This is a genomic window from Paracoccus sp. (in: a-proteobacteria), assembly GCF_030538695.1.
Classification (GTDB): Bacteria; Pseudomonadota; Alphaproteobacteria; order Rhodobacterales; family Rhodobacteraceae; genus Paracoccus.
The window spans coordinates 1-14,162 of sequence record NZ_JAUNTN010000010.1; the positions used below are offsets into that span (position 1 = coordinate 1).

Genomic DNA, 14,162 nt, shown 5'->3' on the forward strand with positions numbered 1-14,162 from the left:
AGGTCCGCGCCCGCGATGTGCAGATGCTGTTCGCGGATGCCTCGACCGGGGCGCAATCCCCCGCGCTGGTCCGGCAGGGCCAGATTTCCGAACTCATCAACGCCAAGCCCCGCAACCGCCGCCGGATTCTGGAAGAAGCTGCCGGGATCAGCGGCCTTTATCAGCGCCGCCATGAGGCCGAGCTGAAGCTGAACGGGGCCGAGCAGAACCTCTTGCGCGTTGACGACACGCTGGACCAACTGTCAACCCAGGCCGCCAGCCTTGCCCGACAGGCCCGCTCTGCTGCACGCTACCGCGAAATCGGCGCCGCCTTGCGGCTGGCCGAAGGGTTGCTGCTGTATCGCCGCTGGTCCGATGCCGAGGCCACCCGCGCCGCCGCCACGCTGGCGCTGCGCGAGGCCGGGGCCGCCACCAGCGCCGCCGAACGCGCCGCCAAGGATGCCGAACGCGCCCGCGAAAAGGCCGAGGCCGCGATGCCCCCTCTGCGCGAAGAAGAACAGATCGCCGCCGCCATTCTGTCCCGCGCCACAGTCGAGCGCGAAGCCTTGGATGAGGCCGAAACCCGCGCTCATGCCTTGATCCAGCAATTGACCGCGCGGATCGCGCAGCTTGACCGCGACCTTGACCGCGAAGCGGCGCTGAACCGCGATGCGGGCGAGGTGATCGGGCGGCTCGACTGGGAAAAATCCGGGCTGGAAAAGGCCCATGACGGCCACGACACCCGCACAGGCGCGGCGCAGGCCGCAGCGGATGAGGCTGCCGACGCGCTGCGTCAGGTGGAAATCCGGCTGGCCGAGTTGACTGACGAATCCGCCCGCCTCGCCGCCCGGCACCAGTCGGCGGAACGGCTGGCCAATGACCTGCGAACCATGCGCGACCGCGCCGAAACCGCCGCCAGCAAGGCACATGAGGCGGTGACACAGGCCGAGGCCAAGGGACAGGTCGCAGCAGAATCTGTCGCGCAGGCCGAGGCTGCGCATAAGGCCGCACAGCACCATTCCGAGGCAACCGATGCCGCGCTGGTCGCTGCCGAACAGGCCCGCGCCGCACTGGAAGGTGACGAAGCCGCCGCCCGCACCACCCGCGCCGAGGCCGAGGGCGAGGCCGGAGCCTTGCGGGCCGAGGTCGCGGCACTGCAAAAGCTGGTCGCGCGTGGGGACCGTGGCGGCAAGGCGCTGCTGGATCTGGTGCGCGTCGGCAAGGGCTATGAAGCCGCCTTTGGTGCCGCGCTTGGCGACGATCTGGCCGCCGGGCTGGCCGCTGACGGACAATCCGGCTGGACGGCTCTGCCCGGCTATGGCGCGACCCAGCCGCTGCCCAAGGGGGCCACAGCACTGGCCCCGCATGTGCAGGGACCGGATGCACTGACCCGCCGCATGGCGCAGGTCGGTCTGGTGAACGCGGCCGAGGCCCCGGCGATCTGGCCGCAGCTTGCGCCGGGACAGCGGCTGGTATCGCCCGAGGGGGATTTGTGGCGCTGGGACGGGTTCCACCTGCGCGCGGGCGAGGCCCCCTCATCCTCTGCGCTGCATCTGCAAAAGGTGAACCAACTGGCCGAGGCGCAAGACGCCGCTGCCAGCGCCGAAACGCGTGCCAAGGCCAGTATCGCTGCCCATGAAGCCGCGCGGGACCGCCTGTCCGCCGCCTCGGCAGCGGAAAGGCAGGCCCGTGAAGCTCGCCGTGAAGCTGAGCGCGCATTGTCTGATGCCGCCCGCACCGCCACCCGCGCCGAATCGGATCAGTCACTGGCGCTGGCGCAGGCTGAAGCCGCGCGGGGAGAGTTGGCCCGCCATCAGGCTGACGCGGGCGACGCCCGCAACCGTCTGGCCGAGGCCGAATCCACGCTGGCCAGCCTGCCCGACCGCGCCGCCGCCGCTGAGGCTGTCGAGAACGCCCGCACCGGGGTCGAGGCCGCCCGCATGGCCACCATGACCCGCCGTTCCGCACTGGATGAGCTGCGCCGTGAAGGTCAGGCACGGGTCAAGCGGTTGCAGGAAATCGCCAAGGAAACATCAGGTTGGCGCTTGCGTCTGGAACAGGCCGGCACCCGCGCACAAGAATTGGCCGAACGGCGTGACGCATCGACCCGCGAACTGGCCGAAGCCGAGGCACAACCCACCGCATTGGCCGAACGTCGAAGCACGCTGGCAGCAACCGAGACGCAGGCCAGCGCCCGGCTGGACCGCGCCCGCGCCGCGCTTGGTGGCGGCGAAACTGCGCTGCGGGCGGCCTCGGACGCCGAGCGCGAGGCCGAACGTCTGGCCGCCGCCGCTCGTGAGAACCGCGCCGCCGGACAGGCTCGCGCCGAAGCCGCAACCGAGGCGGTTCGGGCTGCCGCCGCCCGCATCCATGAGGACACCGACCAATCGCCGCAAGCCTTGCTGGCCTCGCTTGGCGATGTCGTCATGGACACCCCCATCGCCGCGCTGGAGGAGCAGATTGCCCGGCTGCGGACCCAGCGCGACGCGCTTGGGGCGGTGAACCTGCGTGCCGATGAGGACAAGGCCGAACTGGAAACCGAGCGCGACCGACTGGCAGGCGACAAATCCGATCTGGAGGCCGCTATCGCCAAGCTGCGCGGTGGTATCGGCGCGCTGAACCGCGAGGGACGCGAGCGCCTGCTGGCCGCATTTGAAACCGTTAACGGCAATTTCGCCACCCTGTTCACCACCCTGTTTGGCGGCGGCGAGGCCAAGCTGGTGCTGGTCGAATCTGATGACCCGCTGGAAGCCGGGCTGGAGATCCTCTGCCAGCCACCGGGAAAGAAACTGTCCACGCTGTCGCTGCTGTCGGGGGGCGAGCAAACCCTGACCGCATTGGCACTGATTTTTGCGGTATTTCTGGCCAATCCAGCCCCGATCTGCGTTCTGGACGAGGTGGATGCGCCGCTGGATGATGCCAATGTCAGCCGGTTTTGCGACCTGCTGGATGAAATGACCCGGCGGACCAATACGCGCTTTCTGATTATCACCCACCATGCCGTCACCATGTCGCGCATGGACCGGCTGTTCGGCGTGACCATGGTGGAACAGGGCGTCAGCCAGTTGGTCAGTGTGGACCTGAAACGGGCAGAGGAGCTGGTGGCGTAATCGAAAAGACGGCAGGTTCCCCCGCCGCCTTTCGTGTTCTTATCAGCCGTTTTCGGCCAGAGGCTCTGCCGGAGCCTCATCCACCTCGTCGCTGCGCTTGCTGCGGCTGCGGGTTGCGGGGTTGCGCGTGGCCGTGCGGCGGCGCGGGGCCGGCTTGCTGCCGGCATCTTCCGGCGTCGCAACCGGGCCTACATCGGCAACATCATGCGCCAGCGGCAGGGCGTCTTGCCCATGATCCTCTTGCGCAGCGGCGGGGCGATCTTCGCGGCGTTCGTCACGGGAACGGTCCTCACGGCGCGGTTCGCGGCGATCCTCACGCTCGGCCCGGTCAGAGGCAGCCCGGTCAGGGGCGGCACTGTCGTCAGCATCTTCGGCGCTGTCATCCTGGGACGCGCGATCGTCACGGTTCTGCTGATGCTGCTGGAACTGTGCCTGACGCTCGGCCTGCTCACGCTGAGCTTCGCCCAACATGCGGGTGTAATGCTCGGCATGTTGCAGGAAGCTTTGCTCGGCCACGCGGTCGCCGGAAAGCTGCGCATCGCGGGCCAGCGTCAGATATTTGTCAATAATCTGCTGCGGCGTGCCGCGCACTTTGCCTTCCGGCCCCGAACTGTCGAAGACACGGTTGACGATGTTGCCAAGCGAACGCTGGCGGTTCGACTTGTTACGCGAACGGGATTTCGATGATCTCATCAGCTCATTATGGCTTTGTCTGTCCGGTCAACGGATCTGGATTCATTGGGGTCGCGGCCTTTCTGCCTGTCTGAACCCTTCATCAAGTGCAATGCACCATTCTAAGGGTGGGGAAATCCCCAAGAGCAATTCCGGCATGTCAGGCTGACCCGTGCGGTGGCATCCGCCCCCGGCACGCAACCTGATAACCACGCCAATGCCCCGGTTACAAGGGAAAAGTGAATATTTCGCTAATCTGTGACGAAAAGAGCGGGGTTCAGCGCAGATTTTGCCCCAGAACGGCCCGATCCCGCCCATCCAGATCAGGCAGCACACGAATTTCGGTCAACCCGGCCTGCGCAAACAGTGCCGCAACAGCCGCGCCTTGTGCCGGGCCAATCTCGACCGCCAGCCAGCCGCCGGGCGACAGATGCGCCTCTGCCCCCGCCGTAATCGCGCGATAGGCGGTCAGCCCGTCGGCCCCATCGCTCAGCGCCAGATGCGGTTCCCAATCGTGAACCTCGGGGGCGAGACCCGCCATCTCATCCGCCGCAATATAGGGCGGATTCGAGACGATCAGATCAAACCGCCCCGACACTGCCGCAAACCAGTCAGACAGGGCAAAATCGGCCTGAACCCCGATGCAGGCGGCGTTGTCGCGGGCGACCTCCAGTGCTGCCGACGACATATCCACGCCAAGCCCGCGCACACCGGGGCGCTCAGCCAGCAGGGAAATCAGGATCGCCCCCGTCCCCGTTCCAAGGTCCAGCAGGCTGCGCCAAGGCAAATCCAGCGCCGCCGCAACCAGCGTTTCCGTATCCGGGCGCGGATCCAGCGTGTCGCGGGTGACGCGGAAATCATGCTTCCAAAAGGCCCGCCGCCCGATAATCTGCGCCACCGGCTGACGGGCAGCGCGGGCGGTAATGGCAGCATCAAACCCTGCCGGATCAGGCAGCGGCGCGGTCAGCGCCTGCGCCAGATGATGACGCGGCACGCCCAAAACATGCAGAAACAACCGCCGGGCATCGCCTTCCGGGTCTGCCACCCCTGCCCCGGCCAGACGCGCGGCAGCGGTGGCAAGCGCCTCGGCCCCCGTCATGCACTTCGTTATGCGCTTCGTCATTCCTCGGCCGCCAGCGCCGCAGCCTGCGCGGCGGCGACCAGCGCATCCACGATCTCGGCCAGATCGCCGGCAATCACCCGGTCCAGCGAATACAGTGTCAGATTGATGCGGTGGTCCGTCACGCGGCCCTGCGGAAAGTTATAGGTGCGAATCCGCTCGCTGCGGTCACCGCTGCCAACCTGCGCCCGGCGGTCGGCGGCACGCTCACTGTCGGCACGCTCGCGCTCCATATCGTAAAGCCGCGCCCGCAGCACAGCCATCGCATTGGCGCGGTTCTGATGCTGCGATTTCTCGGAGCTGGTGACGACGATCCCGGTCGGCAGGTGGGTGATCCGCACCGCCGAGTCGGTGGTGTTGACGTGCTGCCCGCCAGCCCCCGACGCGCGCATGGTGTCGATGCGAATGTCCCCGGCGGGAATGTCGATGTCCACCTCGGCCGCCTCGGGCAGAACGGCCACCGTCGCGGCAGAGGTGTGGATGCGCCCGCCCGATTCGGTTTCCGGCACGCGCTGGACGCGATGCACGCCGGATTCGTATTTCATCCGGGCAAAGACGCCCTCACCCTCGACCCGCGCGACGGCCTCACGCACGCCGCCAAGCTCGGATTCAGACAGATCGAGCAGTTGAAACGACCAGCCCTGCGATTCCGCGAAACGCTGATACATGCGCAACAGATCACCGGCGAACAGGGCGGCCTCATCGCCGCCGGTGCCTGGGCGGATCTCGATGATCGCGGGCCGGGCATCTGCCGCATCCTTGGGCAGCAGCGCGATACGCAGCGCATGTTCCAACGCGGGCAAAGCGTCGCGCAGACGGCTGATTTCATCCTCGGCCAGATCGCGCATCTCGGGATCGGTCAGCATCGCCTGCGCCTCGGCCATGGCCTGCGCGGCGCTGCGCCACTGGTCGATCTGCGCCACGACAGGTTTCAGATCGGCATATTCGCGGCTGATCCCGGCAATTTTCGCCGGATCGGCACCCGCGTTCAACTGAGCTTCGAGAAACTCGAAACGGCGGGCAATCTGGTCAAGGCGGTCCTGCGGCAGCATGGGCCGGGTTTGCCCCGCGCCGCACGCCGGGTCAATAGGCCGCAGGGGGCTATACAGCCGGGCTGTCAGGCTTTACCAGTTGCGCAAAATCCATGCAGAATGAGGGGAATCATGGCACAACTGACCGAACGCCTTGCCGCAATTCAGGCTGAGGTATTCCGCCGCAACGCAGGCGAACCCGAGTTTCACCAAGCCGTGCATGAGGTTCTGCAAAGTCTGAACCGCGTCGTCGCCAAGCATCCCGAATATGCGGAAATGGCCCTGATCGAGCGCATCTGCGAACCGGAACGTCAGATCATTTTCCGCGTGCCGTGGCTGGACGACAAGGGCAATGTCCACATCAACCGCGGCTTCCGCGTGCAATTCAACAGCGCGCTTGGCCCGTATAAGGGCGGCATCCGGTTCCACCCTTCGGTGAACGTCGGGATCATCAAGTTTCTGGGTTTTGAGCAAACCTTCAAGAACGCGCTGACGGGAATGCCCATCGGCGGCGGCAAGGGCGGTTCGGATTTCGACCCCAAGGGGCGCTCGGATCTGGAAATCATGCGCTTTTGCCAAAGTTTCATGTCGGAACTGCATCGCCATATCGGCGAATATACCGACGTTCCGGCAGGTGACATCGGCGTTGGCGGGCGCGAAATCGGTTATATGTTCGGTGCCTACAAACGGCTGACGAACAAATACGAGGCCGGGGTTCTGACCGGCAAGGGCCTGTCCTATGGCGGCTCGCGCGCCCGGAAAGAGGCAACCGGCTATGGCACCGCGGCCTTTGCCCGGCACATGCTGGCCACCCGCGGCGAGGAAATCGAAGGCCGCCGCTGTGTCGTGTCGGGTTCCGGCAACGTGGCCATCTATGCCATCGAGAAGATGCAGGAACATGGCGCAAAAGTCGTCGCCTGTTCGGACAGCAGCGGCTATATCGCCGATGAGGACGGCATTGATCTGGACCTGCTGAAAGAGATCAAGGAAGTACGCCGCGACCGCATTTCGGCCTATCACGCGGCCAAGGGTGGCAACAGCCACTATGTCGCGGGCGGCTCGATCTGGGATGTGGCCTGTGACATCGCCCTGCCCTGCGCCACGCAGAACGAACTGCACGGCACCGACGCCAAGCGTCTGGTCAAGAACGGCGTCAAGGTCGTGGCCGAAGGTGCAAATATGCCCTGCACCCCCGAGGCAGTCGAGGTTCTGCAAGCCGCTGGTGTGCTGTTCGGGCCGGGCAAAGCCGCAAACGCAGGCGGGGTGGCAACCTCGGCGCTGGAAATGCAGCAAAACGCCAGCCGTGACAGCTGGACGTTCGAACAGACCGCGCAACGTCTGGAAGGCATTATGAAGTCGATCCATGACGATTGCTTCGCCACGGCCGAAGAATATGGCGCGCCCGGCGATTACGTCCTTGGCGCAAATATCGCCGGCTTCCTGCGGGTGGCGGACGCCATGCGGGCTTTGGGCGTGGTCTAAGGGGGCTTTGCCCCTCTTGGCCTGACGCCCTCACCCCCAGGATATTTAAGGACAAAAGATAGGATCGCTTTCTTCTTTACTTAAATATCCCGGGGTCCGGGGCAGCGCCCCGGTTCAGGGCGCGAAAACAAACCTGTCGCTTCAACCGAACAGGCCCCGCGCTGCCGCAGGGCCTGTCGCTCCTCCCGCAATTGGCGTCCGGTCCCCCTCAGTCGCGGACGCCGCGGTATCCTTGTGACGCAGCGTGACAGTTTCCTAACCGGAAATCAACTCTGCTTGTCTTACGATCACTTGTGCCTGACGAATCGACGCAATGTCAACCAGTCTACCTTTGTATACCGTGGCCCCGGCGCCAGTTTTTTGCGCTTCTTCCATGGCCGCCAGAATCTCACGCGCCTCTGTCACCGCTTTTTCCGAGGGCGAGAAGACCTCATTCGCCAGTGCCACCTGCGACGGGTGAATCGCCCATTTGCCGACCATGCCAAGGGTCGCAGAGCGCAGAGCCTGTGCGCGGAAGCCGTCTTCGTCGCTGAAATCCCCGAACGGGCCATCGACGGGCAGAACGCCATGGGTGCGGCAGGCCGCAACGATGGCGGCCTGCGCCCAGTGCCACGGATCGGACCAGTATTTCGCGCCCTGATGCGCCATGTAGTAATTTTCCTGCGTGCCGCCGATGCCGGTCGTCGCCATCCCCATGCTGGCGGCAAAATCCGCCGCGCCGAGGCTCATCGCCTGAAGCCGGGGGCTGGCGGCGGCAATTTCTTCGACATGGGCAATCCCTGCGGCCGATTCGATAATGACCTCCAGGCTGATACGCTTTTTCCGACCCTTGGCAGCCTCGATCGCCGTCACCAGCGCATCGACGGCGTAAATATCCATCGCATTGCCGACCTTGGGAATCATGATCTGGTCCAGCCGCTCATCCGCCTGTTCCAGCAGGTCCACAACGTCCCGATACCAGTAAGGCGTGTCCAGCCCGTTGATTCGCACCGAGACCGTCTTATCGCCCCAATCCACGTCACCGATGGCCTGAATGATATTCTGCCGTGCCTGCGCCTTGTCATCGGGGGCGACGGAATCCTCAAGATCCAGGTTCACCACATCCGCTGCGGATTTCGCCATTTTCTCGAACAAGGCGGGGCGGGAACCGGGGCCAAACAACTGACAGCGGTTCAGGCGGGCGGGGGCGGCGGGTTGGGTGCGAAAGCTCATGGCGCGACCTTTGGGCAATGATGTTTCAATCCTGATGTGACAATCGTTAGATTGTTGCTGCATCAGCGGCAAGCCTGTTTTGCAGGCGCAGCATCTCTTGACCTTGCCGACGCGGGGGCAGAAACCATGCCCAAACCGCACCGGAGGCCCCCATGACCCGCACCGTTTACCTGAATGGCGACTATCTGCCCGAAACCGAGGCAAAAGTTTCAATCTTTGACCGTGGCTTCGTGATGGGCGATGCCGTTTACGAAGTCACCAGCGTGCTGGATGGCAAGCTGATCGACTTTGACGGCCATCTGGCGCGGCTGAAACGCTCGCTGTCGGAACTGAAAATGAAAAACCCGCTGTCGGATGCGGATTATCTGGAGGTTCACCGCCAGATCGTCGCGCAGAATGGCATTGGCGACGGGATGGTTTACCTGCAAATCTCACGCGGGAACGCCGGCGACCGCGATTTCGCCTTCCCGCCCGAGGACACGCCGCCAACGGTGGTTCTTTACGGCTGGAACAAGCCCGGCCTGACCGAAAATCCGCAGGCGAAAACCGGGATCAAGGTCATTTCCATCCCCGATCTGCGCTGGCACCGCCGCGACATCAAGACCGTGCAACTGCTGTATCCCAGCCTTGCCAAGATGGAAGCCAAGGCCCAGGGGGCCGATGACGCATGGCTGGTCGAGGACGGCTTCGTGACCGAAGGCACCAGCAACAACACCTATATCGTCAAGGATGGCACCATCATCACGCGGGAACTGTCGAATGACATCCTGCACGGGATCACCCGCGCATCTGTCCTGCGTTTTGCCCGCGAATCGCAAATGCAGGTCGAGGAGCGCCCCTTTACCATTGCCGAGGCGCAGGCGGCCGATGAGGCGTTCTTTACCTCGGCTTCGGCTTTCGTGCTGCCGGTCATCGAGATCGACGGCGTAAAAGTCGCAGGCGGCACCCCCGGCCCGGTCGCCACCCGGCTGCGCGAAATCTATCTTGAGGAAATGCGCAAGGCCGGAATCTAAGGACCGGGATTTGAACGACCTCAGCATCGCCCTGCTGGCGCTGGCTGCCAGCACCGTCACCACACAGGTTGCCAGCGCGGCCTCGCGGGCGATCCTGCCGCCCGTCGGGCGACGGATGCGGATTGATGGGCGGCACCTGCATGTGCTGGATCAGGGCAAGGGTCCGGCGGTGCTGATGATCCACGGGCTTGCCGGGCAGTTGAACAATTTTGCCCCGATCTGGCCGTTGCTGCCGGGGCGGCGGGTGATTGCCTATGACCGCTGGGGCGCGGGCCATTCCGACGCTGCGCCCAAAGGGGCCGAGGCGCTCGGCGAACAGGCCGCCCTTGCCGCCCGCCTGCTGGAACGGCTGGACACCGGCCCCGCGCTGCTGGTTGGCCATTCGCTTGGCGGCGCGGTCAGCCTGCGGCTGGCGCTGGACCGGCCCGATCTGGTGCGCGGGCTGGTGCTGCTGGCCCCGCTGGCCTGCGCGTTTTTCCACGGCCCGGCCATCATGGCGAACCGGCTGAACCGGGTGCCGTGGCTGCGTTGGGCCTTGCAGAACAGCCTCTCTGGCCCGGCGCTGGCGGTTTCTGCGCTGTCGATGCTGCGCGACGCCTTTCACCCCGACCCGATGCCGTGGGATTTCCAGCACCGGCTTGGCGGGGCGCTGTTCTCGCAGCCCCGCGCGATCGAGGGCGCAACCCGTGATCTGCATGTCGTCACCCGCGACATGGCGCCGCTGCAAGCTGACCTGCCCGGATTGCGCCCGCCGCTGACGGTATTGTTCGGGGATGGCGACCGCATCCTGAACCCGGCCGAGCAGGGCGTGGGTATCCGCACCGCCCTGCCCGATGCGCGGCTGATCCTGCTTCGCGGGGCGGGGCATATGCTGCCCTGCTGCCACCCCGAGACCTGCGCCGCCGAGATCATGCGGGCAGGTTAAAGCCCTGATTCCACCAGCACCTCTTGCACCACCGGGGCCAGATGCGTGGCCCATTCAGCCTGACCCGCGGCATCCGCAATCAGATCATTGCGCAGCTCGATCAGCAGGTTCGGCAGCCCATGGGCCAGCGCGTGCCGGTCGATGCTGTCGCCGTCCAGATGGCCCGCATAGGGCTGGTTGTCGCCCGTCACCCAGCCCCGCGCCCGGCAGGCATCCACCATCCGCCGCCCAAGCCGTTCATCCCGGTGCGAATACAGAATCCCAACCTGCCAGGGGCGACGCTCGCGCCCGCGAAGCTGCGGGGTAAAGCTGTGAATGGCGCAGATCGCCCGGTCGGGCCGCGCCCGTGCCAGCCGGTCCAGCGCCGCATGATAGGGCCGGTGCAGCCGGTCCAGCCGTGCCGCGCGCCCTGCCGGATCAGTGTCCCGGTTCGCCGGAATTACCGTGCCGTCATACAGGCGCATGACCAGCGTCGGGTCATCCTCGCCCCGGTTCGGGTCGATCACAAGGCGCGAGAAATCCGAACCGATCACCGGCGCATCCAGCAGCCCCGCCAGCGCCAGCGCCAGCCCCGCCGCCCCCACGTCATAGGCGATATGACGCCCCATATCCTCGGCCGCGATGCCCAAATCGCCACCGTTGATCCAATCCGGCACCCGGTTCGTCGCGTGATCGCATGTCACCAGCCAACGCGACGCCCGCCCTTCGCCCTCAATCCAGTAAGCCCGTTCCGTCATCTGCCCGTTACCCTGCCGCATCAGCCTGTTATGACAGAAACCACGCCCGATGCCAGTTGCCGCAAGGGCAGATTTGCGGCATATCAAACCCGACCGCAGCCGGAGACAACCATGAGACGCCACCGCAATATCAAGATCGTCGCCACGCTTGGCCCCGCCTCCAGCGACAAGGACACGATCCGGGCGCTGTTTCAGGCTGGCGCGGATGTGTTCCGCCTGAATATGAGCCATGGCACCCAGGACGATCAGCGCGCCCGTTACAACCTGATCCGTGAGATCGAGGCGGAAACCGGGCGGCCTATCGCCGTTCTGGCAGATTTGCAGGGGCCAAAGCTGCGCGTCGGGGTGTTCGCCAATGGCGCACATGAGATGAACGAAGGCGACGCCTTCCGCTTTGACCTTGACCCCGCGCCGGGGGACGGCCAGCGGGTGCAACTGCCCCACCCCGAGATTTTCGCTGCGCTGAAGAAAGGCTCGGAACTGCTGGTGAACGATGGCAAGATCCGCCTGCGCGTGGACGAGCGCGGCCCGGATTTCGCCAATTGCACCGTGACCGTCGGCGGCATGATTTCCGACCGCAAGGGTGTGAACGTGCCTGATGTGGTGCTGCCGCTGGCGGCGCTGTCGGACAAGGACCGCGCCGACCTGGAGTTTGCCTGCGAATTGGGCGTAGACTGGCTGGCCCTGTCCTTTGTCCAGCGCCGCGAGGACGTGCTGGAGGCGAAAAAGCTGGCGAAGGGCCGTGCCGCCGTCCTGTCCAAGATCGAGAAACCCGCCGCCGTCCGCGCCTTTGCGCAGATCCTTGAGGTGTCCGACGGGATCATGGTCGCCCGTGGCGACCTTGGGGTTGAACTGCCGATCCATTCGGTGCCGCCGATCCAGAAGCGCCTTGTCCGCGCCTGCCGCGCTGCCGCCAAGCCGGTGATCGTCGCCACGCAAATGCTGGAATCCATGATCGAAAGCCCGATGCCGACGCGGGCCGAAGTCACCGACGTGGCCAATGCCATCTATGAAGGCGCCGATGCGGTGATGCTGTCCGCCGAATCCGCCGCCGGTGCCTGGCCGGTCGAGGCGGTGCAGACCATGGATGCCGTCGCCCGCAGCGTCGAAACCGACCCGACCTACCGCGAGATCATCGAAAGCTCTCGCAAGGCGGACCGCGAAACCGTGGCCGAAGCGATTGTATCCGCCGCCCGACAGATTGCGGAAACCACTGATATCGCGGCGATTTGTGCCTTCACCCAATCGGGCGCGACGGTCAGCCTAATTGCCCGCGAACGTCCCCGCACGCCGATCATCGCGCTGTGTCCGATCCCTGGCGTGCTGCGCCGCATGTGCCTGACATGGGGGACGCATTGCGTCGTCACACCGGAATTGGAACGCTTCAAGCAAGCCGTTATCAACGGCACCCGCGCAGCCCGCGACTTTGGCTTTGCCGATGAAACCCATCAGGTCGTGGTGATGGCAGGGGTGCCGTTCAACGTGCAGGGGACCACCAACATTCTGCGCATCGCGCCCTGCGACGAACGCTTGATCTATCGCACCGACCCGGAATAAACCCAGACGGGAACGATAACGGGGGCGCATATGTCTGATCTGGCTTTGATTCTCGGCACGGCCCTCTGTGCGCTGTCTGTCCCGGTGGCGGTGATCTCGGCGCTGCTGCTGCGCCCGCCACGGGCAGCCGCAGTTATGATGATTCTGGGCCTCGCCGGGCTTGGCGCGGGCGCATGGCTGGCGAAAACGCCCACCGCCGCGCTGGATCTGCCCGCCGCTTGGGCGCGTCTGATTGCCGGGACGCCGGAATAACTCTTGCCAAATCCACCGCGCGGCCTTATAGACCGCGCTTCCACACCGCGCGACCGGCCAAATGGCATTGCCGAGCCGCGCGTTCACTCTGTCAAAGGAGACGAAAATGCCGAAGATGAAGACCAAATCGGCCGCGAAAAAGCGGTTCTCGATGACGGCCTCGGGCAAGGTCAAAGCCGGCCCCGCAGGCAAGCGTCACGGGATGATCAAGCGCTCGACGAAATTCATCCGCGAAACCACCGGGACCATGATCCTGTCGGATGCGGACGCGAAAATCGTCAAGAAATACATGCCCTATAATCGGTAAGGAGCGCGAGAGATGTCCCGAGTTAAATCTGGCAAGGTTACGCACCGTCGCCACAAGAAGGTGCTGGACGCCGCCAAAGGCTATTACGGCAACCGTTCGCGCAACTTCCGCACCGCCACGCAGGCTGTGGACAAGGCAAACCAGTATGCCACCCGCGACCGCAAGAACCGCAAGCGCAACTTCCGCGCCCTGTGGATTCAGCGAATCAACGCCGCTGTGCGCGCGGTGGACGCTGAAATGACCTATTCGCGCTTCATCAACGCTCTGGCGAAAGCCGGGATCGAGGTGGACCGCAAGGTTCTGGCCGATCTGGCCGTGCATGAACCGGAAGCCTTCGGCGCCATCGTGGCACAGGCGAAAGCCGCCGCCTAAGGCCGAAACGATCCGAAAGCCCCCGCCACGGCGGGGGTTTTTCTTTTCGGGCATGATGATTTCAAGAATTGCGCTTGTGATATTTCTTGTCTCTTGCGCAGCGCAAACCGTGCTGACCCCGCTGATTTTACGCCATATGGGACCAATCCCACCCCACCGCGATGCGCATTGGTTATCGTAGAAAATGTTTCAGGGGCGCGGCGGTAAGCTGACGGCGCTGGCAGCCTGCCCTGCGCTGGCGGGATGGGTCGCGGTGGCCGTCTTTTGCGCTGATAAACCACCACTGAACCCGGTGACGCTTAACGGTTTCTTCAGGTGTTTATGCCAATCTGGCGGCACGAATCATCTGGAACCGCCATGCTGACCGCATTTGCCCTGATCCTGTTGTTTACG

The 14,162-nt window shown here is 64.8% G+C and carries 13 protein-coding genes; 8 read left to right on the top strand and 5 right to left on the bottom strand.

All coding sequences use genetic code 11. The features are described 5' to 3' along the window. Positions 1-3,089: chromosome segregation SMC family protein (locus Q4G24_RS06720; RefSeq protein ID WP_303365744.1), on the top strand; the 3,089-nt coding region annotated here is incomplete at its 5' end. A 42-nt stretch (positions 3,090-3,131) separates the two neighbouring features. Here Q4G24_RS06720 and Q4G24_RS06725 read toward each other — a convergent pair. The 3 genes from Q4G24_RS06725 to prfA form a co-directional block, all read right to left on the bottom strand. Further along, positions 3,132-3,782: a DUF4167 domain-containing protein gene (locus tag Q4G24_RS06725; protein WP_303365745.1), complete on the bottom strand. Its 651-nt coding sequence runs from the start codon at positions 3,780-3,782 to the stop codon at positions 3,132-3,134. A gap of 256 nt (positions 3,783-4,038) precedes the next feature. Further along, positions 4,039-4,860: a peptide chain release factor N(5)-glutamine methyltransferase gene (gene prmC, locus Q4G24_RS06730; protein ID WP_303365861.1), complete on the bottom strand. Its 822-nt coding sequence runs from the start codon at positions 4,858-4,860 to the stop codon at positions 4,039-4,041. Positions 4,861-4,880: 20 nt separating this feature from the next. After that, on the bottom strand, positions 4,881-5,933 hold the full coding sequence (prfA, locus tag Q4G24_RS06735) for a peptide chain release factor 1 (RefSeq protein WP_303365746.1): 1,053 nt from the start codon (positions 5,931-5,933) through the stop codon (positions 4,881-4,883). A gap of 111 nt (positions 5,934-6,044) precedes the next feature. Here prfA and gdhA point away from each other — a divergent pair, with 111 nt between their 5' ends. After that, positions 6,045-7,394: an NADP-specific glutamate dehydrogenase gene (gene gdhA / locus Q4G24_RS06740; RefSeq protein WP_303365747.1), complete on the top strand. Its 1,350-nt coding sequence runs from the start codon at positions 6,045-6,047 to the stop codon at positions 7,392-7,394. Positions 7,395-7,649: 255 nt separating this feature from the next. Here gdhA and Q4G24_RS06745 read toward each other — a convergent pair whose 3' ends face one another. Continuing rightward, on the bottom strand, positions 7,650-8,606 hold the full coding sequence (locus Q4G24_RS06745; RefSeq protein ID WP_303365748.1) for an L-malyl-CoA/beta-methylmalyl-CoA lyase: 957 nt from the start codon (positions 8,604-8,606) through the stop codon (positions 7,650-7,652). A gap of 152 nt (positions 8,607-8,758) precedes the next feature. Here Q4G24_RS06745 and Q4G24_RS06750 point away from each other — a divergent pair, with 152 nt between their 5' ends. Further along, complete coding sequence (locus Q4G24_RS06750) at positions 8,759-9,619, top strand: D-amino-acid transaminase (RefSeq protein ID WP_303365749.1); 861 nt, start codon at positions 8,759-8,761, stop codon at positions 9,617-9,619. Positions 9,620-9,629: 10 nt separating this feature from the next. After that, on the top strand, positions 9,630-10,544 hold the full coding sequence (locus Q4G24_RS06755; protein ID WP_303365750.1) for an alpha/beta fold hydrolase: 915 nt from the start codon (positions 9,630-9,632) through the stop codon (positions 10,542-10,544). Here the strand turns inward: Q4G24_RS06755 and Q4G24_RS06760 are convergent. Beyond that, positions 10,541-11,281, bottom strand: coding sequence for an N-formylglutamate amidohydrolase (locus tag Q4G24_RS06760; RefSeq protein WP_303365862.1), 741 nt, complete (start codon positions 11,279-11,281; stop codon positions 10,541-10,543). The genes Q4G24_RS06755 and Q4G24_RS06760 overlap by 4 nt on opposite strands. 111 nt (positions 11,282-11,392) lie before the next feature. Here Q4G24_RS06760 and pyk point away from each other — a divergent pair, with 111 nt between their 5' ends. The 4 genes from pyk to rplT all read left to right on the top strand — a co-directional run bounded on the left by pyk (position 11,393) and on the right by rplT (position 13,769). Continuing rightward, the gene (gene pyk / locus Q4G24_RS06765) at positions 11,393-12,838 is read left to right on the top strand and encodes a pyruvate kinase (RefSeq protein WP_303365751.1); all 1,446 of its coding nucleotides are present in this window, start codon (positions 11,393-11,395) and stop codon (positions 12,836-12,838) included. Between the two features lie 30 nt (positions 12,839-12,868). Further along, positions 12,869-13,090 carry a hypothetical protein gene (locus Q4G24_RS06770; RefSeq protein WP_303365752.1) on the top strand — a complete coding sequence of 74 codons (222 nt, stop codon included), beginning with the start codon at positions 12,869-12,871 and terminating at the stop codon, positions 13,088-13,090. 106 nt (positions 13,091-13,196) lie between these two features. After that, the gene (gene rpmI, locus Q4G24_RS06775; RefSeq protein ID WP_303365753.1) at positions 13,197-13,397 is read left to right on the top strand and encodes a 50S ribosomal protein L35; all 201 of its coding nucleotides are present in this window, start codon (positions 13,197-13,199) and stop codon (positions 13,395-13,397) included. A 12-nt stretch (positions 13,398-13,409) separates the two neighbouring features. Next, positions 13,410-13,769: a 50S ribosomal protein L20 gene (gene rplT / locus Q4G24_RS06780; RefSeq protein ID WP_303365754.1), complete on the top strand. Its 360-nt coding sequence runs from the start codon at positions 13,410-13,412 to the stop codon at positions 13,767-13,769. The last annotated feature ends 393 nt before the right edge of the window (positions 13,770-14,162 follow it).

Excerpts from the sequence above, each read along its gene's own strand:
- pyk (WP_303365751.1), top strand. The coding sequence starts at position 11,393 with ATGAGACGCCACCGCAATATCAAGATCGTCGCCACGCTTGGCCCCGCC.
- Q4G24_RS06760 (WP_303365862.1), bottom strand. The coding sequence starts at position 11,281 with ATGACGGAACGGGCTTACTGGATTGAGGGCGAAGGGCGGGCGTCGCGT.
- Q4G24_RS06750 (WP_303365749.1), top strand. The coding sequence starts at position 8,759 with ATGACCCGCACCGTTTACCTGAATGGCGACTATCTGCCCGAAACCGAG.
- Q4G24_RS06745 (WP_303365748.1), bottom strand. The coding sequence starts at position 8,606 with ATGAGCTTTCGCACCCAACCCGCCGCCCCCGCCCGCCTGAACCGCTGT.
- prfA (WP_303365746.1), bottom strand. The coding sequence starts at position 5,933 with ATGCTGCCGCAGGACCGCCTTGACCAGATTGCCCGCCGTTTCGAGTTT.
- rpmI (WP_303365753.1), top strand. The coding sequence starts at position 13,197 with ATGCCGAAGATGAAGACCAAATCGGCCGCGAAAAAGCGGTTCTCGATG.
- Q4G24_RS06770 (WP_303365752.1), top strand. The coding sequence starts at position 12,869 with ATGTCTGATCTGGCTTTGATTCTCGGCACGGCCCTCTGTGCGCTGTCT.
- gdhA (WP_303365747.1), top strand. The coding sequence starts at position 6,045 with ATGGCACAACTGACCGAACGCCTTGCCGCAATTCAGGCTGAGGTATTC.
- prmC (WP_303365861.1), bottom strand. The coding sequence starts at position 4,860 with ATGACGGGGGCCGAGGCGCTTGCCACCGCTGCCGCGCGTCTGGCCGGG.
- rplT (WP_303365754.1), top strand. The coding sequence starts at position 13,410 with ATGTCCCGAGTTAAATCTGGCAAGGTTACGCACCGTCGCCACAAGAAG.
- Q4G24_RS06725 (WP_303365745.1), bottom strand. The coding sequence starts at position 3,782 with ATGAGATCATCGAAATCCCGTTCGCGTAACAAGTCGAACCGCCAGCGT.